25 protein-coding genes and 1 pseudogene are annotated in these 22,289 nt (G+C 46.5%); 11 read left to right on the top strand and 15 right to left on the bottom strand.

Translation table 11 applies throughout. From position 1 onward, the window contains the following. Window positions 1-20 precede the first annotated feature (20 nt). The 5 genes from AC58QO_RS23740 to AC58QO_RS23720 all read right to left on the bottom strand — a co-directional run bounded on the left by AC58QO_RS23740 (window position 21) and on the right by AC58QO_RS23720 (window position 4,789). A complete protein-coding gene (locus AC58QO_RS23740) occupies window positions 21-2,084 on the bottom strand; it encodes a peptidoglycan D,D-transpeptidase FtsI family protein (RefSeq protein ID WP_497269859.1) in 2,064 nt (687 codons plus the stop codon). 131 nt (window positions 2,085-2,215) lie between these two features. Then, a complete protein-coding gene (locus AC58QO_RS23735) occupies window positions 2,216-2,950 on the bottom strand; it encodes an HAD-IA family hydrolase (RefSeq protein ID WP_497269857.1) in 735 nt (244 codons plus the stop codon). Window positions 2,951-2,960: 10 nt separating this feature from the next. After that, window positions 2,961-4,109, bottom strand: coding sequence for a transglutaminase domain-containing protein (locus AC58QO_RS23730; protein WP_497269855.1), 1,149 nt, complete (start codon window positions 4,107-4,109; stop codon window positions 2,961-2,963). Between the two features lie 40 nt (window positions 4,110-4,149). Further along, window positions 4,150-4,578, bottom strand: coding sequence for a hypothetical protein (locus tag AC58QO_RS23725; protein WP_497269853.1), 429 nt, complete (start codon window positions 4,576-4,578; stop codon window positions 4,150-4,152). Between the two features lie 55 nt (window positions 4,579-4,633). Then, window positions 4,634-4,789, bottom strand: a complete 156-nt coding sequence (locus tag AC58QO_RS23720) for a hypothetical protein (protein WP_497269851.1) — start codon at window positions 4,787-4,789, stop codon at window positions 4,634-4,636. A gap of 109 nt (window positions 4,790-4,898) precedes the next feature. Here AC58QO_RS23720 and AC58QO_RS23715 point away from each other — a divergent pair, with 109 nt between their 5' ends. Both AC58QO_RS23715 and AC58QO_RS23710 read left to right on the top strand, forming a co-directional pair. Beyond that, window positions 4,899-6,077: an MFS transporter gene (locus AC58QO_RS23715; RefSeq protein WP_497269849.1), complete on the top strand. Its 1,179-nt coding sequence runs from the start codon at window positions 4,899-4,901 to the stop codon at window positions 6,075-6,077. A gap of 158 nt (window positions 6,078-6,235) precedes the next feature. Beyond that, window positions 6,236-6,589: a toprim domain-containing protein gene (locus tag AC58QO_RS23710; RefSeq protein WP_497269847.1), complete on the top strand. Its 354-nt coding sequence runs from the start codon at window positions 6,236-6,238 to the stop codon at window positions 6,587-6,589. 11 nt (window positions 6,590-6,600) lie between these two features. On the opposite strand, the gene AC58QO_RS23705 is transcribed toward AC58QO_RS23710, so the two are convergent. The 8 genes from AC58QO_RS23705 to AC58QO_RS23670 all read right to left on the bottom strand — a co-directional run bounded on the left by AC58QO_RS23705 (window position 6,601) and on the right by AC58QO_RS23670 (window position 13,322). Continuing rightward, a complete protein-coding gene (locus tag AC58QO_RS23705; RefSeq protein WP_497269845.1) occupies window positions 6,601-7,233 on the bottom strand; it encodes an SCO family protein in 633 nt (210 codons plus the stop codon). A 21-nt stretch (window positions 7,234-7,254) separates the two neighbouring features. Then, window positions 7,255-8,232: a heme o synthase gene (gene cyoE, locus AC58QO_RS23700; protein ID WP_497269843.1), complete on the bottom strand. Its 978-nt coding sequence runs from the start codon at window positions 8,230-8,232 to the stop codon at window positions 7,255-7,257. Between the two features lie 396 nt (window positions 8,233-8,628). Next, the gene (locus AC58QO_RS23695) at window positions 8,629-9,483 is read right to left on the bottom strand and encodes an urease accessory protein UreD (RefSeq protein WP_497269841.1); all 855 of its coding nucleotides are present in this window, start codon (window positions 9,481-9,483) and stop codon (window positions 8,629-8,631) included. Continuing rightward, a complete protein-coding gene (gene ureG, locus AC58QO_RS23690) occupies window positions 9,476-10,135 on the bottom strand; it encodes an urease accessory protein UreG (protein WP_497269839.1) in 660 nt (219 codons plus the stop codon). The genes AC58QO_RS23695 and ureG overlap by 8 nt, the downstream gene beginning before the upstream one ends. Before the next feature lie 40 nt (window positions 10,136-10,175). Continuing rightward, on the bottom strand, window positions 10,176-10,880 hold the full coding sequence (locus AC58QO_RS23685) for an urease accessory protein UreF (protein WP_497269837.1): 705 nt from the start codon (window positions 10,878-10,880) through the stop codon (window positions 10,176-10,178). A 36-nt stretch (window positions 10,881-10,916) separates the two neighbouring features. After that, window positions 10,917-12,632 (bottom strand): urease subunit alpha, encoded by a 1,716-nt coding sequence (gene ureC, locus AC58QO_RS23680; protein WP_497269835.1) that lies wholly within the window; start codon window positions 12,630-12,632, stop codon window positions 10,917-10,919. Then, window positions 12,613-12,996: an urease subunit beta gene (gene ureB, locus AC58QO_RS23675; protein ID WP_497269833.1), complete on the bottom strand. Its 384-nt coding sequence runs from the start codon at window positions 12,994-12,996 to the stop codon at window positions 12,613-12,615. The genes ureC and ureB overlap by 20 nt, the downstream gene beginning before the upstream one ends. Before the next feature lie 23 nt (window positions 12,997-13,019). Next, window positions 13,020-13,322 (bottom strand): urease subunit gamma, encoded by a 303-nt coding sequence (locus AC58QO_RS23670; RefSeq protein ID WP_056613424.1) that lies wholly within the window; start codon window positions 13,320-13,322, stop codon window positions 13,020-13,022. Window positions 13,323-13,604: 282 nt separating this feature from the next. Here AC58QO_RS23670 and urtA point away from each other — a divergent pair, with 282 nt between their 5' ends. The 8 genes and pseudogenes from urtA (at window position 13,605) to gerQ (ending at window position 20,339) form a co-directional block, all read left to right on the top strand. Continuing rightward, window positions 13,605-14,855 (top strand): urea ABC transporter substrate-binding protein, encoded by a 1,251-nt coding sequence (gene urtA, locus AC58QO_RS23665; RefSeq protein WP_497269831.1) that lies wholly within the window; start codon window positions 13,605-13,607, stop codon window positions 14,853-14,855. Between the two features lie 158 nt (window positions 14,856-15,013). Further along, entirely contained in the window at window positions 15,014-15,919 is a 906-nt protein-coding gene (urtB, locus tag AC58QO_RS23660; protein ID WP_497269829.1) for an urea ABC transporter permease subunit UrtB, read from the top strand. A 21-nt stretch (window positions 15,920-15,940) separates the two neighbouring features. Further along, entirely contained in the window at window positions 15,941-17,023 is a 1,083-nt protein-coding gene (gene urtC, locus AC58QO_RS23655) for an urea ABC transporter permease subunit UrtC (protein ID WP_497269827.1), read from the top strand. A 36-nt stretch (window positions 17,024-17,059) separates the two neighbouring features. Next, window positions 17,060-17,851 (top strand): urea ABC transporter ATP-binding protein UrtD, encoded by a 792-nt coding sequence (gene urtD / locus AC58QO_RS23650; RefSeq protein ID WP_497269825.1) that lies wholly within the window; start codon window positions 17,060-17,062, stop codon window positions 17,849-17,851. Then, window positions 17,796-18,539 carry an urea ABC transporter ATP-binding subunit UrtE gene (gene urtE / locus AC58QO_RS23645; RefSeq protein WP_497269824.1) on the top strand — a complete coding sequence of 248 codons (744 nt, stop codon included), beginning with the start codon at window positions 17,796-17,798 and terminating at the stop codon, window positions 18,537-18,539. Before urtD ends, urtE begins: the two co-directional genes overlap by 56 nt. 220 nt (window positions 18,540-18,759) lie before the next feature. Continuing rightward, the gene (locus tag AC58QO_RS23640) at window positions 18,760-19,452 is read left to right on the top strand and encodes a response regulator transcription factor (RefSeq protein ID WP_497269822.1); all 693 of its coding nucleotides are present in this window, start codon (window positions 18,760-18,762) and stop codon (window positions 19,450-19,452) included. Window positions 19,453-19,582: 130 nt separating this feature from the next. Beyond that, window positions 19,583-19,755: pseudogene (locus AC58QO_RS23635) on the top strand (cell wall hydrolase); the annotation flags it as partial. A gap of 137 nt (window positions 19,756-19,892) precedes the next feature. Then, complete coding sequence (gene gerQ, locus AC58QO_RS23630) at window positions 19,893-20,339, top strand: spore coat protein GerQ (RefSeq protein ID WP_497269820.1); 447 nt, start codon at window positions 19,893-19,895, stop codon at window positions 20,337-20,339. A gap of 53 nt (window positions 20,340-20,392) precedes the next feature. Here gerQ and AC58QO_RS23625 read toward each other — a convergent pair whose 3' ends face one another. Then, window positions 20,393-20,689: a hypothetical protein gene (locus AC58QO_RS23625; protein ID WP_497269818.1), complete on the bottom strand. Its 297-nt coding sequence runs from the start codon at window positions 20,687-20,689 to the stop codon at window positions 20,393-20,395. A gap of 124 nt (window positions 20,690-20,813) precedes the next feature. Here AC58QO_RS23625 and AC58QO_RS23620 point away from each other — a divergent pair, with 124 nt between their 5' ends. After that, window positions 20,814-21,797, top strand: a complete 984-nt coding sequence (locus AC58QO_RS23620; protein ID WP_497269816.1) for a metal-dependent hydrolase — start codon at window positions 20,814-20,816, stop codon at window positions 21,795-21,797. 154 nt (window positions 21,798-21,951) lie between these two features. On the opposite strand, the gene AC58QO_RS23615 is transcribed toward AC58QO_RS23620, so the two are convergent. Beyond that, the gene (locus tag AC58QO_RS23615) at window positions 21,952-22,182 is read right to left on the bottom strand and encodes an alpha/beta-type small acid-soluble spore protein (RefSeq protein ID WP_497258137.1); all 231 of its coding nucleotides are present in this window, start codon (window positions 22,180-22,182) and stop codon (window positions 21,952-21,954) included. Between the last annotated feature and the right edge of the window lie 107 nt (window positions 22,183-22,289).

The raw sequence follows: 22,289 nt of genomic DNA, 5'->3' as shown, positions 1-22,289 counted from the left end.
CAGCAAGCTCTTTCCCTCCATTACCACGGCCTCTTTCCGCCGCCAAGTTTCGTTAAAATACCATCATTCGCCGCGTCATACGCTTGGAAGATTTTCGCAGCAATCGGGGATGCCCCGTATCGTCCGAATCCACCTTCAGGCACAACGACCGCAACAGCCAACTTCGGATTCTCGACGGGAGCGAAAGCGATAAGCACCGCATTCTCAACAGATCCGCCAGCGACTACCTGTGTCGAAGTACCTGTCTTACGAGCGACATTAAACGGCAGCTCTTCGATGCCTTCGGCGCCACTTTTCATGCCATGAATAATGGTATTCCAATCGGCTTGAGCGAACTCCTTCGAGAAATCCTCCAGAACCTCTGGCTCAACCTTTTTCACTAATTCACCTTGAAAATCTCTAATTTCATCGACAAACAAGGGCTTCATCCGTTTACCACGACTGGCCAGTGTTGCTGTGTATTGCGCAAGCTGCAGCGTTGTCGTTTTCTCATTCTGACCCCAAGATGCGTACACCATCGCCGATTGATAACTGTCTTTCTCGGCATTTTTAATAAAGTCATTGGAGCCTGCGAATTCGCCTGGCAACCCGCTTCCTGTTTTCACACCCATACCGAATTTCGCAAGATACTCAGCCCATTTGGCCGTTACTTTAGAATTCTCTCTTCCATACTTGCTCCAGAAAGGGATTCCAACCATTGCAGACATATACGTATTCGAGGAGTGCTCGATCGCTCCCGCTGCATTTAAGGAGCCATATGCGGTTTTGCCTGAGTTTGAGATGGTACTATTCCCATCCTTACCGAAGCTGAATGAACCAGAATCATAATACGTCTGCCCCGCTGTAAAGAACTTTTCCTTCAAACCAATTAACACCGATAATGGCTTAATCGTAGAACCCATGAAAACGATGGAGGAAGGATGCTTCGCATTTTCTTTCTCATCCGGAAACCTTGATTTCGCCGTCATAATCGTACCATTGGAAATATAGGTGCTGATCTCCTTATAAATACTTGGCGAAATACCACCCGTCCACACATTGGCATCATAGTCCGGATAGTTAGCCATGGTGACGATACGCCCCGTATCCACTTCCATGGCAACCGCGAAGCCAGAAGAAGCTTTCATTCCCGTTTTCATATAGAGATCATTGGCATGAGAGGGATCACGTAAATATTGAATATGATCCTGGATGAATTTCTCCGTCGTCTTCTGAATGTCCTTGTTGATGGACAGGTACAGATTATTTCCCTTAATTGGGGCTGTGACTTCTGCTCTTCCAATGATTTTCATCGCGGCATTTACCGGATATTTCTTACTGCCATTCCTGCCGCGCAGCTCATCCTGATACATCCGCTCGATGCCATCGAAACCGACATTCTCGTTGCTTAAATATTCTTCACTATTCGGATTATCCTTATAGATTTCTTTCGCTGTTTGGGTCGAAAAGGCATTCGTATACCCGACCAATTGCGTGGCAATTGTCGTCTTGTTGTCATCGTCCATCTCGTAGGTACGGATACTTTCTTCCGTCACTTCCAACCACTTGAATTCATCGCGGTGCTCGAGTAAATAAGCAATTTCGCCATTGGATAAATCCGCCTTAATACGGCGTGGCACATAGTAGTAGCTCGGATCTTTCACTTTATTCTTATTAATGTCGTAACCTAAATCCATCGCAAGGACAATCTCTTCAGGGGTCGGACTGACTGTATTCGGCTTGGCAAATTTGTCAAAAACATCGGTTTTGAGACGATGCGCTAAATTAATAATGGCATCCTTATCCTGCTGACCTGGTTCAATACGGAAAAATAAGGACTGTACGGGAATCGTATACGCCAGCGGGGATTTCGTTGAATCATAAATATTGCCGCGAATCGGGGCGATCTTGTTGGTTTGATTCGTATTGGTATTCTCTGCAGCCTTCAGATCCTTGGCTTGAACAAATTGAAGAATCGCTAACCTCACGATTAGCACGGAAAACAATAAAAAGGTAACGAAGAAAAATATATTGATCCGAAACGAAAAGTGCCGTTTTTTTGTGATTTCTTTTTTCTTCGGATCATCCATTATGGATGATTTCATGCGGTTCATATCCTTTCTCTCCACATAGGAACTAATATGTTTTCGTTCCCCGAAAACTGCTTTCCTATTGGCGATAAAACTTACATCTTAACGCGGTCGCTCATCTTGAATTTGCACCGATAGAGGTTTTCTCACTTAGCTCTTAAATCGCCGGCTGGCTCCTGAATCAGTTCGAGCAGGGAATGGATCCCATCTCCCGTGTGATAAGGGTACCGAATGATACGAACAGCATCAATTCCTACTTGATTAGGGGCCCAAATATCATTCGTCTCATGATCCCCGACATACAGCACATCCTCTGCCTCAACGCCAGCAATCTGTAAAGCGAGCCGAAAAATAGCCGGGTCAGGTTTCTCCAAGCCAACTTCTGTGGATACGAGTACTGGGTCAAAATAATGCAATACCCCTTTGTCCGCCAGAATGGCTTTCAGCGTGGGAGCAAAATTAGAAATAATACCGATTCTGAAGCCTCGTGCTCGCAGATCTTCTAGAAATGGCTTCACATCATCAAACAAATCATAATACTCAGGTGCTGTGTAAATGTCATATAACTCGTGACAGCAGTTGAAAATCTCTTCTTCTGTCCATTCCTCATGAACACCTAGCTTATTCAGCACATAGTGATATAGGTTAACCCAGAATTCACGATCTGACTCTGGAGTGCACACCACGAAGTTATCTTTTTTCTCAACATAATAAAATAGACGAAATGCCTCAGTAAAAAGTTCATGAATATGAGCTTCATCTCGGTCAACGGAGCGCAATTGCAAGTACTGCTTTAGAATCGTTTGTGCTGCAGGAATGGTTACTAACGTGTCGCCCGCATCTAAGTATATCATCTTGTATGACGTTAATTCTTTTCGCATATCTTCTCCTCTAAACGTCCCTCACATGGGTTTGATCAAAATTCGGCGGATTGAACCAATTCGCTCCGCTTGCAACCCAAGTAGAATCCAGAGGCACCCACTTATTGGTTTCCTTAAGATACACTTCATTCCAAGCGTGAGGACCATATCCTCCTTGTCCATCATACCCTAGACCCGTGACAACCTTGACATCGAGTCCAATGGATCTCGCCATTTGTGCGTATAACCTAGAATAATCAATACAAACGCCCTCTTTGGTATTGAACGTGTCTTCCGGCGATTGCTCCTTCCAAATCCGCTGTTCTTCGTATAATTTCACTTTGTTCCAATCATATTGGACCCTGGTTCCCACCCAGCTGTACAGCAGCTTGGCCTTCTCTTCATCCGTCTTCGCGTTCGCCGTAATTTCTTTGGCGGCATCTGCAATATTGCCTGGGATTTTCGCATCGAGCACTTCATATTTACGCTGTAATATATTCGTGAATTCCTGCTCTACCGCACGGGTGAAAACAGGTGCCTTCTCTGCAATAAAATCACCCGTGAATGGTGAAATGACTTCTTTAGCACCTTTTTGATACATTTGCGAGGATTCAATATAAGGGGTAACCATCGAGTGCGGGAACAGGGAGACATAGATGAATAAAATAGCGATTAGCATGAGTGCTCTGACAAATCCAGCAATGGAACCAATCGCTCCGCCCGAAACGGAACTCAGAATGGATTGGCTCTGATTAGTCGTGGCATACCGTTCTGCCAACCAACGCCCAAGCCAAACATCAACCAAGTGATTCAATATTTGTTTGATAATGACATACCCAAGGATAAATAAAACTCCGAAACGAAGCAATGGAAAATCCCTCAGGCTAGTAATGACGGTATAGTACGCTTGTTTAAGCGTGCTCAGTTCAACCGGCGGAATTTGCAAATCCTGTCCTCTCAACCACGTCTGAATCCATGGTGATACCAGCTGCACACCTTTCCACGCAATAAACATGGATACGATGGCAAGCACGGCCTCCACCAGCATAGCGACGAAATGCTTTGCGGAACCGGATCCCCCACGAAAGAAGCCTTGCAGCACTGAAGCTGCAATCGTGAGCACAATCAAGATGGATATGAGATTAATTGAAGAGGTTGAAAACCACGAGTTATCCGTCATGCGTGCTCACCTTCCTTTGGTAGGCTACTCCAGCTGCTCGCTAGGCATTTTTCTTTGCTTGCTCAATAAAAGCATTCACAGCGGAATTCCCATGCATTTTAAATGTTTTTCCGAGAAAGGTGACCTGAACCTCGTCCGATCCTGTCTTTCCTTCTACTTTCAAGCTTTTTGTTGTTATCAAAAAGGAACCATCTGCATTGGCCTTAAATTTGGCTTCTTTGGCCTCAGATGTCAAAGCACTCACCGCTTTATCCTTGATATCATCGCTGACTTGGGTTACAACACTTGCCCCAATATCCTTTATTTTATCCTTATAGTTAGCTCCATAAACAATAAGTGCTCCTACAATGGCAAGGACTACTACCCATTTTACTACGGTTTTGACAATCCCAATCACGATAAAAAGAACAATAATAGCCCCTACAATTAAATACCAACGATCCTGTGCAAACGAAATCCACTGATCCATCTCTAACCCCTCCTCATTATCCAAAAGTCCCTTCCTATCATACTACATGGACTCCTTAATCTTCATCTCTTTTTTTCCTTAACTCTGCTAGCTTCTGTTCAAATTCTTTGGTTTTATCGATGCTTTTTCCTGTTCTGCGAAAGGATTGTCTTAAACGAAAAATAAGGAAGATGCCGACTGCGGCCAAAAGTATAAAAACAATAGGGTCCATGCTTCCTCCTACCTAAGAAATTGTGTCATTTGCCCCGAAAGGTCATATCCGTGGGACGAGCGGCGTAAAACTTAAGAAGACAAGACTAATTGATCGAGGTGGTGAGACCGTGCGAACAGCCATATGGTTGTATTTATTTATGTTTGTTGCGTTCTTTGATTTACACGCGCAATACCCCATTTTATCCCCTTTCGCCTTATCACTGGGAGCTGCTCCCTCATTCATAGGGCTCATTATGGGCGTATACTCGCTTACGCATCTACCTGGCAATCTGATCGCAGGGTTCGGTGTGGACAAATACGGCAGCAAGATGTTCATCGTCTTAAGTTTAATTGTAGCAGGGATTATCTTATTATTTCAATCGAACGTCAAAGATCCCTGGCATCTGCTTTACATTCGTTCCATCAGCGGTTTTGTCCTTGCCTTCTTATCGCCAGCTTGTCTTTCCTTACTTGCACGAATAGCGCGAGATCGCATCCATCAAAGCAAACTCATGGCAGGCAATGGCCTCGTTCACACCCTTGCATCTGTTGTTTCTCCTGCGGCAGGGGCTATTCTAGTGGCCAAAATCGGTTTTACCACCGCCTTTTCCGTGCTGGGCTGGATCCTTATTATTACAGGCGTTCTTGCGATCTTCGGCGTCAAGGAGAAGGAACTACTCGCCCATAAAGGGAAGCAAGGGAGCTCCACCGCCATCCTAGACCCTCACGGCCATAATCTCTCACAGGACGGCAATGATATTTCAAACATTGTTTCTATCCCCTGGCTTTTCTTTTTAATTCCCATGGCACTCTCTTGCTCCCAGGGAATATTGTTCTTTGAGCTTCCTCTAATGAAGTCCGCACGAGAGTCCATCCTTACTTCTGGCGTCTTTTTCACGCTAGTCAGCTTAGGTGCACTGCTTAGTATCTCTTTTTGGTTTTTGAATAAAATATCCCCCTTCCTTCGGACCATAGTCGGCAGTATCGGGCTTGCCGTCGTTTTCTTCGGATTAGCTGTCCAGTGGCCGATTCCACTTACGGTGTCCCTCTTCATCATCGGAATGGCGAAAGGCGTTATTTATCCGGCGCTTGCAGCGTTGCTTGCCAGTATAACCAGCAGCTCTCGATATGGGCGTGTCTTCTCTTTGTTATCGATTTCGTATTCAGTTGGCGCCTTTATCGGCCCCATGATGGCGGGTCAGCTTCGCGATCATATTTCCTCGTACTTCATCGCGTTCTTCATTCTCATGTTAGCTCTTTCTCTATTGCCGCTTCGTACGTTCAAATCACCTGTCATTACTTCATAAATAAGGCTTCATGGAAAGGCTTGATGTCCTCAAGCCTTTTTTCATGTGTCACACGCTGTAAATCCTTGTCATTTCCCAGGAAATAACGCAGCTTCGAGAGACTTGGATCACTGCTCCAAACGGGGTATACTACTCTAAAGAGGAGTGAAAGTGAGCCCATGTCCATTGCCATTATTGTTGAGGGGAAAAATGATAAAAGCCGTTTAAAACGCGTGGTTGACGATACCGTCAGCATCCATTGCACGTTCGGAACGCCCAGTTCAATAACCCTAGATGCATTGCGAAAAAAAGTGGGTGATCTGCCCGTTTATATTTTCACCGATAATGATGCATCCGGCAAAAAAATCCGTTATTTACTGCGCGATACGTTTCCAGACGCGGAACAGATTTACACACGTAAAGGCTATGCTGGTGTAGAAGGAACGCCTGAAGAATATATCATCCAGCAATTAGAAAAAGCAGGACTGGACGCGTATATTATCTACCCTGCGCCCAACCCTGCTTATGAATAACGATTTGCAAATTATTTCCCTTTAGAAAGCGTCACGACATCCTTGACGATATGTTCTGCATCCAGCTCTGGATTGCTTGCATCATAGTAATTTCGCAGCTGACCTTTCGGATCCACTAGCAAAATCGCATTGGAATGCGAGAAATTGCCATCCTTCTCTTTGATTACCATGATTCCGAACTCCTCAGCAAGCTTATGAACTTTCGCTTCCTCTCCCCGAAGGAACGTCCATCCGCCTGGTATCGGCTTCGATTCGAAGCGATTTCCGAATGCTTTCAACACCTCAGGTGTATCTCTCGTCGGATCTACGGTAATAGATAAGATTTCAGCTTTGTTACCTAATAAATTCTTCTCTTTCAATTCATCTTGTACCCTTGAAAGTATGGCGCTTGTCGGCAGACACACATCCGGGCAATAAGAGAAGAAGAAATAAACAAGCCGCACTTTACCTTCCATATCTTGGGAGGTAACGGTTTTACCATCTAGATCCTGAAGTGTAAACGCAGGCGCTGCCTTCATAGCTGTAAGTCTTTCATCCGGCTTACTGCCGTTCGCCCACAATTTATAAGCAAATGAGGCGATCATCGCAATTAAAATCGCACCCAGCGCTAGCTTAAACCAGTTTTTCTCGAAAAACGTCCCCATCGTTTTTGTCCCCCAGACGAACTAGATTTTCGCTGTTGTATCAATGACCATCAAGATCGATAACAGCGTTAAATAGAGAAGGGAGAACAAGAACATACGCTTAGCCCATACAATTTCCGCTTCCCCATTTGCTTTGAACCCTTTGACGCTCATGAAAACCCACGTTAACCCTAGAATCGTAGATACGATCAAGAAGATCGTTCCAACATATCCGTAAGCCGTTAGCATAACAGTAACCGGTACTAATAGAACCACGTAGCGTACCATACTGATTTTCGTAACGAACGTCCCTTTGACTACCGGCAAAAGTGGAAAACCCGCAGCACGGTACTCTTCCATACGACGAATGCCAAGTGCCCAGAAATGCGGTGGCTGCCACAGAAATAAGAAGAGGAAGATCAGAATCGCTCCTAAATCAACCGTCCCGCTAACTGCGCAATATCCGATAACAGGTGGCGTCGCACCTGAAAACGCGCCAACGAACGTGCTCCAGACAGAAGTCCTTTTGAACCAAGCCGTATAGAGCCAAACATATAAGAACAATCCAAGTAAACCGATCAACGTTGCTAAAGGTGACTGGGCTCCAAAGTACAGAACACCTAAACCGATTGTGCCTAAAATAATACCGTACCAGAGCACGAAATTCGCGCTTAGTCTTCCACTTGGAAGTGCTCTATTCTGCGTACGCTCCATCTTCGCATCCATCTCACGGTCCAGATAATTATTAAGTACCGTACCTCCAGCCATCACCAGTGCCGTGCCCAGCATCGTCATAATGAGATGAATCCAGTCCACATCCCACTTAGCCGCTAACCAATAACCAGCAAAAGCCGTCATAAGATTCGAATAAATAATACCCGGCTTCACCAGGCGATAAAATTCTTTCAGGGTCACAGGTTCTGCCGCACCTTGGGTAAGGCTGGCTTGTATAGAATCGTTTCCAACGGACTCTTGGGACGAGCCTTTCGAAACGGTTTCGTAAGTGACTTGATTTTCCATGTATATTGACCTCCTCTATGTAGAATTTCCGATCCTACCTCTTAATGAACATTCTCATCATACCAACCCCTACATCATTTGACAATGAAGCGCGGGCAGTTGTCATCATATTGTCGATTCTCCCTTCCAGTATGCGTGGAAAATGAACTTACCATTCGATTCCATTTGGGATCACGTGAAAAAGTTGTCGGGAGTAACGCGTCGGACACCCTCAACGCCCATATCCATGCACTCATCAAGCTACCTATCGCCACTATCCCCATCGCTCAGTTCAGAAAGAGTCCCCCATTTCTGAGCCAATGGAATAGTGTCCACAAATCTTAGGAGTTAAAGTCCTCTCCCGCCTGGTGCCACATAAATAGAAAGAGGAGACAGGTTATAACCTGCCTCCTCTTTCTATTTATTCACCAGCAAAGGCGTTAACTCCAATAAGCTGCGGCGGATTTGATGCCATGCCTTCGTCAGAACATCTTGCAGCTCCCACGCATGTCTTCCCATGACGGTCACAACGAGTCCGTGCTTATACGTTAGACTCGCCCCCATACGCACCTTGCCGCCGTCCAATTGGCTCAGTTTCTCCACAATTGACTCTAGATGTCGCTGCTTGAGGCGATCAGAGAAAATAAACAAATTCCCCATGTGCGTCTCCCCTTCCCAGCAACCTGGGGAAGTTAGGAACATGGTGGCGGGCTCAATTCGCTGATTCTGATAAAATATCAGCTCCCCCTCATACCTTACCTTCATCCGATTCACATACCGCGAATACTGAAATATTTCCCCCCGTTGTGTTCGTCCAGGACAGATCACATCGGAGAAAATCAAAACGGATCCCTTAGTTAGATGCGCCTCCGTTTCCGCGAACAATTCGGCGTCCTTATACAGCATCAATGGCTCGGGGATATACTCCAACAGCGCGTCTGTCGCCAATCGAAGTATCTGATGCTGCGTGCTTCCTTGCTCCCCTGAGGCAGGATGAACCTTCGTGAACGACTGGTTCGTTAGAAAAACACGTGCGCCCTCTTCAAGGCGCACGTTAATTGCGTAATGATCGCCGGACATAAGTCCAGGCGAGCAATCCATCATATAGACGCCCAATTGATCCATAGGGGCGGCATCATCCATGAACGTTTCGTTCTCATAACGGAACGTTTTGGCGATTTTGAGCGGGGAGGCATGATATTTGTGTACGAGCCGCGTCTGGCCGCTGCGTACCGCAAATTGTGCGGAGATCTCCCCAGTCAGCTTAGGCATGGCTGAACTCCGTCTCCACCCAGGACACGATATCATCCAACCCTGTACCGCCCATCAGGTTAGAGAAAATATACGGGCGTTCGCCGCGCATCTTTTTCGTATCGGAGTCCATCACTTCCAGAGAGGCGCCTACATAAGGAGCAAGATCGATTTTGTTAATGATCAGCATATCCGATCGCATGATGCCTGGCCCGCCTTTGCGCGGGATTTTCTCTCCTTGGGCCACATCTATAATATAGATGAAGCGATCTACAAGCTCCGGACTGAAGGCAGCCGCCAAATTATCGCCGCCACTTTCAATAAAAATAATATCGAGATTCTCAAACCTCTTCTCCAGCTCTTCAATCGCTTCAAAATTCATCGATGCATCCTCACGGATCGCCGTATGCGGACATCCACCCGTTTCTACCCCAATGATTCGCTCCTCTGGCAGCGCTTCAGAGCTAATTAGAATACGTGCATCTTCCTTCGTATAAATGTCATTGGTGATGACCGCAATACTGTAGCGGCTGTTAAGTTTCCTTGCTAAGCGCTCTACAAGCGCTGTTTTGCCTGAACCCACAGGCCCTCCAATACCAATTCGCATCGGGCGACTGCGATCTGCTGAAGGTTTCTCCCATTCGTGATGATGATGACCGTTACCTTGACACATTGTCATTCCTCCTCAGATCTATGATTGTGCTGCTTTCAAATTAAGACATGAATAAACGAGAGTATAAGGTTTCATGCTGCATCATCGCGAGATCCGCCGCTGGTGAATTGGAGTATGCCTCCAACGGATCCATGTGCGAAACCCGCTGCCATTCGCTTCCGGTCAATGGAACTAGCTTCGCTAGCAGCATCTGACCTTGCGTTTGCCCGATGGACATCAGCCTAAGCGCACTATTGATGCACGTCATGATGCATGTGTATAAATAGCCTTCTACTGCCTGATCCAGAGGAACGCTTAAATGGTAGCTCACCCACCCATGAACGACTGGATGATTGGAGCTGCATTTCCCAGCGCTCACAGCATCATCGAAAGGCTGCCAATTCAGCTCTGGATACAGCGAACGTGATAATTGTAGTAGTCTGCGTCCCATTTTCTGAACACCGATCCGCGTCTCACTCCCTACCCGCTGCACATGCAGCATATGGTCGAGGTCCCAAAGCTGGCCAAGCTCCCCGCGAGGAATATGCATATATGCCGCTTTTATGACCATGGCATCCGAGGATGCCCAACTGTTGGCCAACATAGAGCGAATGTAAGCTTCTAACTCCGAGATCGTCGTTAATCTCCCTTGCTGAACGAGTGTCTCTAAACCAAATGAGTGTGAAAACCCGCCAATTGGAAGTGCCGAATCCAATAGCTGCTGATAGGCTAACCAATGGAACGGCGGATGTTCTACTGCTGTCATTGCTGTCACCTCAATCGGGACTGTCTTCCATTCTTTTTAAAATAAGAAATACAACTGAGCCATAGGCAGCTCTGTCGCCGGCTCGCAAGTCACAGCCTCACCATCAACCTTCACCTCGTAGGTTTCAGGATTCACTTCTATAGAAGGTGTTCCATTGTTATGGATCATATCTTTCTTGGAAATGCTGCGGCAGCCTTTCACCGGCTCAACCCGCTTTTGCAACCCGAATCGTTCCGCGATTCCACTGTCATACGCAGCCTGAGAGACGAACGTTATCGAGCTTTGCGTCAACGCTTTCCCAAAAGCAGCGAACATCGGTCTGCCGAAGACAGGCTGCGGAGTTGGAATGGATGCGTTCGGATCACCCATCTGCGCATACGCGATGCTGCCGCCTTTGAGCACCAGATCCGGCTTGACGCCGAAAAACATCGGACTCCAAACGACCAAATCTGCAAATTTGCCTGGTTCAATGGAACCAACTAGATGCGAGATGCCATGTGTAATGGCAGGATTTATTGTATATTTCGCCATGTAGCGTTTAATGCGAAAATTATCATTATCTTCGGTATCAGGAGCTAGCGGTCCGCGCTGTTTTTTCATTTTATCCGCCGTTTGCCACGTACGAATAATGACCTCTCCAACTCTTCCCATCGCTTGGGAATCAGAGCTCAGCATACTGAACACGCCTAGATCATGCAGAATATCTTCCGCTGCAATCGTTTCAGGGCGAATCCGAGAATCAGCGAAGGCGACGTCCTCCGGAATTCGACTATCCAAGTGATGACATACCATCAACATATCCAAATGCTCTTCGATCGTATTAATTGTGTAAGGTCGTGTCGGATTTGTCGAGGAAGGCAGGACATTCAATTCAGATGCTGCTCGGATAATATCCGGTGCATGCCCGCCCCCTGCGCCCTCGGTATGATACGTATGAATGGTACGCCCTTTGATCGCAGCCAAAGTATCTTCAAGAAATCCCGCTTCATTTAATGTATCCGTATGAATTGCGACTTGTACATCATAGCGATCTGCCGCTTCCAAGCACATGTCGATAGCCGCAGGCGTTGTTCCCCAATCTTCATGAAGCTTCAAGCCAATAGCGCCTGCTTCGATTTGTTCCGTCAGAGGCTCCAGGAAAGAGGAATTCCCTTTTCCAGTAAAGCCCAGATTCATCGGAAACGCTTCAGCCGCCTCCAACATCCGTTGCATGTGCCATGCACCAGGTGTGCAGGTTGTGGCATTCGTTCCCGTTGCCGGCCCCGTTCCACCGCCGATCATCGTCGTCACGCCAGAGGAAAGCGCAGTTTCAATTTGCTGCGGACAAATGAAATGGATATGCGCGTCGATTCCGCCAGCCGTTACGATTTTACCCTCACCCGCAATGACCTCTGTACTTGCACCTACGATCATATTCGGATGCACACCATCCATAATATCCGGGTTGCCTGCTTTTCCAATACCAACTATATGACCATCACGAATACCGATATCGCCTTTGACAATGCCCCAGTGATCAATAATGACAGCATTCGTTATCAAGGTATCTAAAACACCCTGTGCACGGGTCGCGCCGCTAGACTGTCCCATGCCGTCACGGATCACTTTCCCGCCGCCGAATTTGCATTCATCCCCATAAACAGTGTAATCATGCTCGATTTGCGCCCACAGCTCTGTGTCTGCCAACCGAATGGCATCGCCTGTTGTAGGGCCAAACATCAGTGCATAGTTCTTACGATCTATTCGACTCACCGAGCATCCCCTCCCAAGCCTGCCATCTTTCTCGCGTTTCGACTGACATGTTGTCTTTTTCCGCCAAACCTTGACTCAAATTATTAAGCCCATAAGACAGCTTCGCTCCGCCTAATTCGACAAGCTGAACCGGCTTCTGCTCACCAGGCTCGAAACGGACAGCCGTTCCTGCCGGAATGTCTAGGCGCATGCCAAAGGCTGACTCTCTCGGAAAATCCAAACCTCGATTTACTTCAAAAAAGTGAAAATGCGACCCGACCTGAACTGGTCGATCCCCTGTATTCGTAACGATAATTTCAATCGTCTGCCTGCCAACATTCATTTCGATAAAGCCCTTAGCTGTTCGATATTCGCCGGGAACCATGTTCTCGCCCCTTTCATGCGTCATTATGTAATGGGTTCATGTACGGTAACTAATTTGGTCCCGTCGGGAAAAGTAGCTTCCACTTGCACTTCATGAATCATTTGAGGAACACCTTCCATCACCTGATCCGCCTTCAGAATAGTCGTACCGAACGCCATGAGCTGCGCGACCGTTAAGCCATCCCTAGCTCCTTCCATGATTTCGGAAGTCAATAATGCAATGCTCTCTGGATAATTAAGCTTTAATCCTCTGGCTAATCTTCGTCTAGCTAAGTCAGCAGCTACGGTTATGAGTAACTTCTCTTTTTCTCTTTCCGTTAAATGCACACACTCACCTCTTCAAAAACCGAATAATGGTAATCCTTTACACTCATTATATTCGTGTATTTAATGATTGTAAATCTTTAATGTTATATATAGTGACATATGTAGCTTAATTTTTAAATCCATATTTCGTTTTCATGTGATTTTCACAAGGTTTCCGATCATCTTTGTGCATAGTAAACAAAAAACATTCCAATGGTGTCATGTATATTGACATTGACTTGTATCGCCATTTATCATAAGCCATGTAATCCAAATCTTGTAAGTCAAGGGAGTGGGACGTGAATGAGAGAGATAAGAAACAAGGGTAAGCTTACAGTTGCACTAAGTATGGCTTTGATGTTAGTTGCGGCCGGCTGTGCGAAGACAGAATCTACCACCTCTACGACGACTGCACCTGTGGCTGGGACAACATCTGGCGATACTGTACCCGTGGGAATTCTTCACTCACTAACAGGTACGATGTCCATCAGTGAGGTATCTGTTAGAGATGCTGAACTCATGGCGATTGACGAAATTAATGCAGCTGGGGGACTATTGGGCAAAAAGATTAAACCCGTGATCGAAGATGGGGCATCGGATTGGCCAACTTTTGCAGAGAAGACAAAGAAGCTCCTGCAAAAAGACAGCGTAGTAACGATTTTCGGTTGCTGGACATCGGCTAGTCGTAAAGCCGTGCTTCCAGTTGTCGAGCAAAACAAAGGCTTACTGTGGTACCCGGTTCAGTATGAAGGTGTAGAATCCTCACCTAACATCTTCTACATCGGTGCAACAACGAATCAACAAATCATCCCCGCAGTAACATGGCTCCTGCAAAACAAAGGCAAGAAATTCTTCCTCCTCGGCTCCGATTACGTCTTCCCTAGAACGGCCAACAAAATTATTAAAGAGCAGTTGAAAGCAGATGGCGGAACACTGGTGGCTGAAGAATACACACCGCTTGGACACACGGACTACAATACAATCATTAGTAAGATTAAAAAGGAAAAACCAGACGTTGTCTTCAACACATTGAACGGCGATAGTAACGTTGCCTTCTTCAAGCAGCTGAAAGATGCTGGCATTACGTCTAAAGATTTAACTACCATGTCTGTAAGTATCGCCGAAGAAGAAGTGCGCGGTATCGGTGCTTCCGTTCTCGATGGTCATTACACAGCATGGAACTACTATCAAACAACGGATACCCCTGAAAACAAAAAATTCGTTGAAGCTTACAAAGCCAAGTACGGCAAGGACCGTGTAACGGATGATCCGATTGAAGCTGGATACACAGCTGTTTATCTCTGGGCTGAAGCCGTGAAGAAAGCTGGTTCCTTTGACGTAGAGAAAGTGAAAGCAGCGGCCAAAGGAATCGAGTGGAATTCACCTGAAGGGAAAGTCACCATTGATGGTGAGAATCAACATATCTTCAAAACGGCTCGTATCGGGCAAATTACAGCTGATGGCCAAATCAAAGAAATATGGAATTCGGGCAAAGCACTCAAACCGGATCCATTCCTCAAAACATACCCTTGGGGCGCAGAAGTAACGAAGTAACGGGCTTCGTATTCAGAAACCAGGACTGCCTAACCGCAGTCCTGGATTTCATCATTTTACTTCGGTTTCAGAGCCTATGCTTCCGATGCGAGTTTTGAGGTTTCAATATCCCGCTTCGCTTGCATAGACAACTCAAACCTTTTAAAGGAGAGGCTGTCATGAGTTTGCTGCTGCTTCAAATATTTAACGGACTCAGCTTAAGCTCCATTCTGCTCTTAATCGCCATCGGTCTCGCCATTACCTTCGGTCTCATGAATGTGATGAATATGGCACATGGCGAATTTATTATGATCGGTGCTTATATGGCTTATCTCGTGCAGAAAGGGTTCCAATCCTATATGCCCACTTCTGCATTTGGCTGGTACTTCGTCGTCTCACTTGGCGTTGCCTTTGTCGTCGCCTTCGCCATCGGCTGGCTGCTCGAAGTTGTACTCATCCGCTTCATGTACGGCAGACCGTTGGATAGCTTATTGGCTACCTGGGGAGTCTCTCTCGCCTTACAACAAATTGCACGATCCATCTTCGGTGCTCCCAATGTCGCTGTTAAAGCGCCGCAGTGGTTGGAAGGCGGCTGGCATGTAACGGCGGATTTGATTCTGCCCTATAAGCGACTCTTCATCATCGGACTTGTCGCGCTATGTATCTTCATCATCTACCTATATCTGTACCACTCGGCTGGCGGCAGAAGGATGAGAGCCGTTATGCAAAATCGCGAAATGGCTTCTTGCTTAGGCATATCAACTCGCAGAGTCGATGCGCAATCCTTCGCATTTGGCTCTGCCATGGCAGGGATCGCCGGCTGTGCCCTTTCCCTACTTGGACCGATTGGACCCACGATTGGCACCTATTATATTGTTGATGCCTTTATGGTCGTCGTGCTCGGCGGGATCGGCAAGTTGATCGGCACTGTAGCTGGTGCATTAGGGATCGGAGTATTCAATACCGCCTTGGAATATACGACCAGCGCTACACTTGGTAAAGTACTTGTCTTTACACTGATCATCGCCTTCTTACAATGGAAGCCAATGGGTCTTGTAACGATGCGTTCGAGATCCTTAGATTGAAGAAAGGAAGTGACCTCTTCTATGCTCTTTGCCAGACAATCTAAGCTCAAGCTATCCATCTATGGGTTGTGTTTACTGCTCATCGCGCTTGCCCCCCTATTCTTGTCTGACTTTCGTTTATCCTTACTCGGCAAATTCCTGGCTTATGCCATTATCGCGATCGGAATTGACTTAATCTGGGGATATACCGGCATTTTAAGTCTTGGCCATGGCGTTTACTTCGGACTCGGTGCCTATTGTATGGCCATGCATTTGAAGCTTGCTTCCACGCCTAATCAATTGCCGGATTTCATGTCCTGGAGCGGTGTCAAAAGCTTGCCGTGGTTCTGGCTACCGTTCCATAGCGCCGCACTCGCTTTCCTATTGGCGTTGATTGTACCGATGATTGTTGCCTTCATCCTTGGCTATTTCACATTCCGTAATCGGATCAAAGGCGCATTTTTCTCCATTTTATCCCAAGCCTTAGTCATCATAACAGTGACGCTGTTCGTCGGACAGCAGGGCTACACAGGCGGAACGAATGGTTTGACCAACTTCACAACCTTTCTCGGTCTGAACCTGCAACTGCAATCAACGAAGCTGCTGTTTTTCTATCTCACGCTAGCCGTCGTACTTGTTGTTTTAATCCTTAGCACCCTGCTTGTGACCAGCCGCCTTGGCAACATTCTTACTGCCATTCGAGATGGCGAGAATCGAGTACGCTTCATTGGCTATAATCCCGTCACATATAAAGTGTTCATCTACTGCGTTTCCGCGGGTTTAGCAGGACTTGCCGGCGTGCTCTTCGTACTGCAAGAAGGGATCATCTCTCCTGCGCAAATGGGTATCGTGCCATCGATTGAAATGGTGCTATGGGTAGCTATTGGCGGTCGTTCAACCATTGGCGGCGCTATTCTTGGAGCCTTAGTGACCAATACAGCAAAAACAACATTCAGCGAAGCCTATCCCGCTTGGTGGCCCATCATGTTAGGAGCCATGTTCATTATTGTCGTTTTATTACTGCCTAAGGGAATCGTCGGCACACTGACCCACTATTTCTCGAATTGGAAAAAAACCAGTCTCCCTAAGCAGATCTCATCATCACAAGAAGCAATAGAAACTTAAACTCCGCTTATGTAAACCGGAAAGGGGAACATTTCAATGCTAGGACAATTAGCGAAACAACAACCGACAACTGACGAGACAATCCTGAGCGTCAAGGGACTTGAGGTGAACTTCGACGGTTTCAAAGCCTTGCGAAATCTAGATTTCTCGTTAAAATATGGCGAGCTCCGGTTCCTTATCGGCCCCAATGGCGCTGGTAAAACCACATTGCTCGATGTGATCTGCGGCAAAGTAAAACCTTCGCAAGGTCACGTCTTTTTCAAGGAATCCATTGACCTCACCAAGCACCAAGAGCACCAAATCGCCCAGCTTGGCATCGGGCGAAAATTCCAAGCGCCTACAGTATTCTCCACCTTAACGGTTTTTGAGAATCTGGCGCTTTCCATGAAGCAGCAGCGCGGACTCCTCAGTGCGCTGTGGGCCAAAACGACAAGTGAACAAAGAGATCGACTCTTCCTTCGACTTGAAATGATCGGTCTTCAGAGTAAAGCCAAAGAGCGTGCCGGCTCTCTCTCCCACGGGGAGAAGCAATGGCTCGAAATCGGCATGCTGCTCATGCAGGAGCCTGATCTCCTGCTGCTCGATGAACCCGCGGCTGGCATGACGGACAGTGAAACAGAGAAAACCGGTGAGCTGCTCCATGAAATTGCAGCGAGTCAAACCATTATCGTTGTTGAGCACGACATGGCTTTCGTGCGCCAGTTCGCCAGAACAGTCACTGTTCTTCACGAAGGCACTGTCCTGCGTGAAGGCACGATGGAAGACATTCAGAATGATGACAAAGTGGCGGAAGTCTACCTCGGAAGGAGAGTTGAACGCGGTGCTTAAACTACAAGGTATTGAAGCCGGTTATGGCGAAAGTATGGTTGTCCGTGGCGTGAACCTCGAGGTAAAGCCTGGTCAGATCGTTTGTTTAATGGGACGCAACGGAGTTGGGAAATCTACCCTCATGAAGAGTATCATGGGACTCATTAAGCCCAGATCAGGCCAAATCCACTACATGGAGGCAGACATCACTTCGTCTTCTCCAGATCGCCGCGCCAAGTCAGGCATCGGCTACGTACCGCAGGGCAGGGAAATATTTCCCCAGCTCACTGTGGAGGAGAATCTCTTATTAGGCCTTGAGGCTGCCTCAGATAGACGAAAGAAGCTGCCGGAGTCCCTCTTCGACACGTTCCCCGTTCTTCGTCAAATGCTTCATCGCAAAGGAGGGGACCTCAGCGGCGGTCAGCAGCAGCAATTAGCCATTGCTCGCGCACTAGCTCCAGGACCTCAGCTCTTGCTTCTAGATGAACCCATGGAGGGGATACAGCCGTCTATCGTGATGGAGATTGAAGCGATCATTGAAACAATTAAGCGCAACCGAGAAATTGCGGTGCTTCTCGTCGAGCAAAGCTTAGAGTTTGCCACAAGCATTGCTGATTATTACTATGTACTTGACCGCGGCACAATTGCTGCAGAAGGAAAAGCGGAGCATTTAAGCGAAGATCTCGTCCGAAAGCATTTAACTGTATGAGTGTGGATTTATCTACACACCTAACCCCAAAGAAACTGACCAACTTAACCTGAACCATGCGGGTTTAAGTCCGGTACAGTTTCTTTTTTTTGACTAGTAAATTAAAGTTAAAACTGGACGTCACAAAATGGATAGGATAACATGTCATATAGATAGGATCGATTATTGCGAACGGCATATCGAGCACCTAGCCTTTTAAAGGAAAAGGAGGGGAACCTGTATGTCAAAAATATTAATTATCGAAGACGATGTAAGTATCGGCGAAATGATGTCCATTTACTTATATGAAGATGGCTATGAAGTGAAGCGCGCGGAGAACGGGCGGCAAGGCGAGGCCTTATTCCGTGAATTTCAGCCTGATATGATCATTCTTGATCTCATGCTGCCTGATATGGATGGTATGCATCTATGCATGACGATTCGTAACACCTCGACCATTCCGATCTTAATGGTATCCGCCAAGAACGAAGTTTCAGATCGTGTGAAGGGCCTTCAGACAGGCGCTGATGACTATTTGTGTAAACCCTTCTCAATGAGAGAGCTTTCAGCAAGAATACAGGCCTTATTTCGGCGTTCCAACACATTCCCTACACAGACTCTTTCAGCTTCAGACGTGCACATTCAAATGGGGATCTACTTGGATCTAGAGAAGCGCTGTCTTTTTGTTGGCGGCAAAAATATAGAAACTACCTTCTCTGAGTATGAAATCATGAAGCTTTTCTGGCAAAATCAAGGCAGGGTTTACAGCCGAGAAGAGCTTTTGAATCGGGTTCGCGGCTTTGATTCCCAGGTAACTGAGCGTGCCATTGACGTACATATTGCAAATTTACGCAAAAAAATTGAAGATGACCCCAAAGAGCCCAAGCACATCAAGACGGTGTGGGGTGTTGGTTATAAATTCTTACTTCTGTAAAGCTCCCCTCGGGAGCTTTTTTGTTTGCGAAATACACGGAAATTCGTCACCAAATAGGCATCAGCACAATATGATGATTATGGAAAATGACCTTTACGAACTCAGGCAGCGGAAAGGAGTGACTTACTAGATGGCAGTAATACTATCAAATTCAAATGATCGGCAATTACTGCACGATTACTCCGAGCTGAAGCCGAGGCCGAAGGGGAGCAAGGTAAGTTGATGGTAGGAAATGTAGGCATACATCGTGTAAAAGCGAACTGCCTCGATTTCAAAAACATCCGCACCACTTCCCAAATGGTCTAGTTTTCGGGATCGTACTTCTGGCCAGCAGGCGCTTGCCCAAGTATATCTCATCGGGAGCCAGCCCATCCGTTTTGTTACAAACACATTTTTGAAGAAAGCTTTCGTATTGAAAGCTCGAGGAGGAAATTATCATCATGTTGAATAACCCTTACAAAATAGGAAATCAAGCAATGCCGCAAATGCAATATGGCAATCCCTATCCCGCTTTCCCTGTTCCAACCAACATTACGAATAAGATTGTTCCCCAAACACCAGCCGGATCTGTACTCACACCACCAGGAAGCGGTTTACAAACAGGAGTCAATGTACCTGGACTTCCGGTTGAAGAATCGTATATCGAAAATATTCTACGTTTGAACCTTGGCAAAATGGCCACCATCTACATGACATATGAAAACAACTCCCAATGGAACGCCAAAATTTTCAAAGGCAGACTAGAGGCAGCAGGACGTGATCATATTATTATCAGCGATCCTGTTACAGGTATGCGTTTCCTATTACTTATGGTGAACTTGGATTACATTACATTTGATGAAGAACTCAATTACACCTACCCCTTCCGGGGCGGAGTCTCCAGATAATAGCTGAATCACACACCAAAACCGTTGCTCTGTTATAGAGCAGCGGTTTTTTGTCATGATAATGCAACTGGAGAGAAGTGCCACATATGCAGCTTCTTGATGCCGCCTTGGATCCATTGCTCCCAATCGCCCTGCTGGCCATCGCCAAGCCCCTCTTGCAAGCGCTCCTGCTTCATGTTCAGATAGTCCTCGTATGAAACTTCATGCCAAATTTCTACATAAAGTCCCTCTTGATCTGTACCTTCCAACAGCTCCAAATGCCCTTCCCGCCGCTGAAGTCCTTGCATATAGATGAGAAATGAAGCTCGAAATTCAGGTTTTATGGCATACTCTACAAAAACTTTAGACATTTTTAGATCTCCTTCTGATTTATTTTTTACTCTAAAATGGTAAACTAAGAGCAAGATGTTAATTGAGCCCTCTCCCCAGATAAAGAACAAACCATGTGTACAGAACACTTAGGAGGAAAACCAGTTGGATACAGGCACTCATCTCGTCATTGGCTTAGGATTAGCAGGACTTTCGCAAATTGATCCGAGCATTTCTGCAAATACGGCAGCAACGACTGCTGTTTTTATTGGAACTGTCGTTGGTTCTCAGATTCCTGATATCGATGGACTCCTTCGTTTCAAAAGTAATGCTGTGTATATTCGCAACCACCGCGGCCGCTCACATTCCCTGCCTGCCTTGCCCTTATGGACGCTGTTGATCACTGGTGCACTTGCGCCATTCTTCCATGGCATCTCCTTCTTGCATCTTGCTATGTGGATCGGCATCGCCGTGTGCGTTCACGTGTTCACTGACTGTTTCAACACCTATGGCACGCAAGCCATTCGTCCCTTTTCAGAAAAATGGGTATCATGGAACATCATCCACATCTTTGATCCTTTTATATTCACGAGTCACATCGCTGCCATCTTCATGTGGTCCTTCGATATAGCGAAGCCACAGTTGATTTTCCCTACCTTGTATGGCTTACTCGCGCTTTATTACATTTGGCGAACCCTGGACCATGCCATTATCGAGAAAGGACTATATCGCAAAGATGCCACCTATCAGCCTGGAGATAAATATACCCTAATTGTAACATTCAACCTGTATGTCTGGAATGTCGTGAAGGAGTGCGCCGATGGAACCTATCAGTTAGGCGAGCTCAAGAATGGCAAGCTGAAGTGGTTGGACACCATCACTTGCACTAACCACCCTGCTATCGAGGTTTCCAAGCATCATGAGGACATTCAATCCCTGCTTTATTTCTCCTCCTTCACCTGTGCTGAAGTCAAAGAGCATCGTTGGGGCTATGAAGTAAGATGGGCAGATGTGCGCTATCGCCATCGCAAGCAATTCCCATTCGTCGGAGTCATCCTGATGGATCACAATTTCCAAACCCTCGATTCTTATGTCGGATGGGTAAACGATACGAAGCTCGGTAAAAAGCTAAAGGTAGATTTGTATTGAGAAGTCCAATCAGCAATTGACTAGACCCCTGCGCATTTGCATGGGTCTTTTTTATTTGCATTCCAAAGCGCACCAAAAGCCCAGAAGCTATTTAGGCTCCTGGGCTTTATTATTACATAGTTCGGGAATGCTAGTACGGAGACAAATGATCTAATTAACGGTAATTAGATCCAGATTGACCCGCGAGCGTTTGCTCGGCGATTTGTACCAACCGGCGAGTAATGGCACCACCAATAGATCCAGTATCACGAGTTGCCATGTTTCCATAGTAACCGTCTTGAGGAATTTGAATGCCCAGCTCCTGAGCTACCTCATATTTCAATTGGTCTAAAGCTTGATTGGCTTGCGGAACTACTAGTGTGTTGCTGCTACGAGATTGTGCCATCAGGATCGTACTCCTTTCAGTCAGCTATAATCTTTGATGTATTTGCAAGCTTGCAAAGATAGTATGTGGAGGAAATGAATTTATATGCACAGCGCTCAAAAAAGTTT

The sequence above is a fragment of the Paenibacillus sp. J31R30 genome (assembly GCF_059692115.1).
Note: the sequence above shows the minus strand (reverse complement) of the source record. Positions and strands in the feature narration are given on the sequence as shown.

Bases quoted from the DNA above. Each gene is read 5' to 3' on its own strand.
- AC58QO_RS23740 (WP_497269859.1), bottom strand. From the start codon at position 2,084: ATGAAATCATCCATAATGGATGATCCGAAGAAAAAAGAAATCACAAAA.
- AC58QO_RS23735 (WP_497269857.1), bottom strand. From the start codon at position 2,950: ATGCGAAAAGAATTAACGTCATACAAGATGATATACTTAGATGCGGGC.
- AC58QO_RS23730 (WP_497269855.1), bottom strand. From the start codon at position 4,109: ATGACGGATAACTCGTGGTTTTCAACCTCTTCAATTAATCTCATATCC.
- AC58QO_RS23725 (WP_497269853.1), bottom strand. From the start codon at position 4,578: ATGGATCAGTGGATTTCGTTTGCACAGGATCGTTGGTATTTAATTGTA.
- AC58QO_RS23720 (WP_497269851.1), bottom strand. From the start codon at position 4,789: ATGGACCCTATTGTTTTTATACTTTTGGCCGCAGTCGGCATCTTCCTT.
- AC58QO_RS23710 (WP_497269847.1), top strand. From the start codon at position 6,236: ATGTCCATTGCCATTATTGTTGAGGGGAAAAATGATAAAAGCCGTTTA.
- AC58QO_RS23705 (WP_497269845.1), bottom strand. From the start codon at position 7,233: ATGGGGACGTTTTTCGAGAAAAACTGGTTTAAGCTAGCGCTGGGTGCG.
- cyoE (WP_497269843.1), bottom strand. From the start codon at position 8,232: ATGGAAAATCAAGTCACTTACGAAACCGTTTCGAAAGGCTCGTCCCAA.
- AC58QO_RS23695 (WP_497269841.1), bottom strand. From the start codon at position 9,483: ATGCCTAAGCTGACTGGGGAGATCTCCGCACAATTTGCGGTACGCAGC.
- ureG (WP_497269839.1), bottom strand. From the start codon at position 10,135: ATGTGTCAAGGTAACGGTCATCATCATCACGAATGGGAGAAACCTTCA.
- AC58QO_RS23685 (WP_497269837.1), bottom strand. From the start codon at position 10,880: ATGACAGCAGTAGAACATCCGCCGTTCCATTGGTTAGCCTATCAGCAG.
- ureB (WP_497269833.1), bottom strand. From the start codon at position 12,996: ATGGTTCCCGGCGAATATCGAACAGCTAAGGGCTTTATCGAAATGAAT.
- urtA (WP_497269831.1), top strand. From the start codon at position 13,605: ATGAGAGAGATAAGAAACAAGGGTAAGCTTACAGTTGCACTAAGTATG.
- urtB (WP_497269829.1), top strand. From the start codon at position 15,014: ATGAGTTTGCTGCTGCTTCAAATATTTAACGGACTCAGCTTAAGCTCC.
- urtC (WP_497269827.1), top strand. From the start codon at position 15,941: ATGCTCTTTGCCAGACAATCTAAGCTCAAGCTATCCATCTATGGGTTG.
- urtD (WP_497269825.1), top strand. From the start codon at position 17,060: ATGCTAGGACAATTAGCGAAACAACAACCGACAACTGACGAGACAATC.
- urtE (WP_497269824.1), top strand. From the start codon at position 17,796: ATGATGACAAAGTGGCGGAAGTCTACCTCGGAAGGAGAGTTGAACGCG.
- AC58QO_RS23640 (WP_497269822.1), top strand. From the start codon at position 18,760: ATGTCAAAAATATTAATTATCGAAGACGATGTAAGTATCGGCGAAATG.
- gerQ (WP_497269820.1), top strand. From the start codon at position 19,893: ATGTTGAATAACCCTTACAAAATAGGAAATCAAGCAATGCCGCAAATG.
- AC58QO_RS23625 (WP_497269818.1), bottom strand. From the start codon at position 20,689: ATGTCTAAAGTTTTTGTAGAGTATGCCATAAAACCTGAATTTCGAGCT.
- AC58QO_RS23615 (WP_497258137.1), bottom strand. From the start codon at position 22,182: ATGGCACAATCTCGTAGCAGCAACACACTAGTAGTTCCGCAAGCCAAT.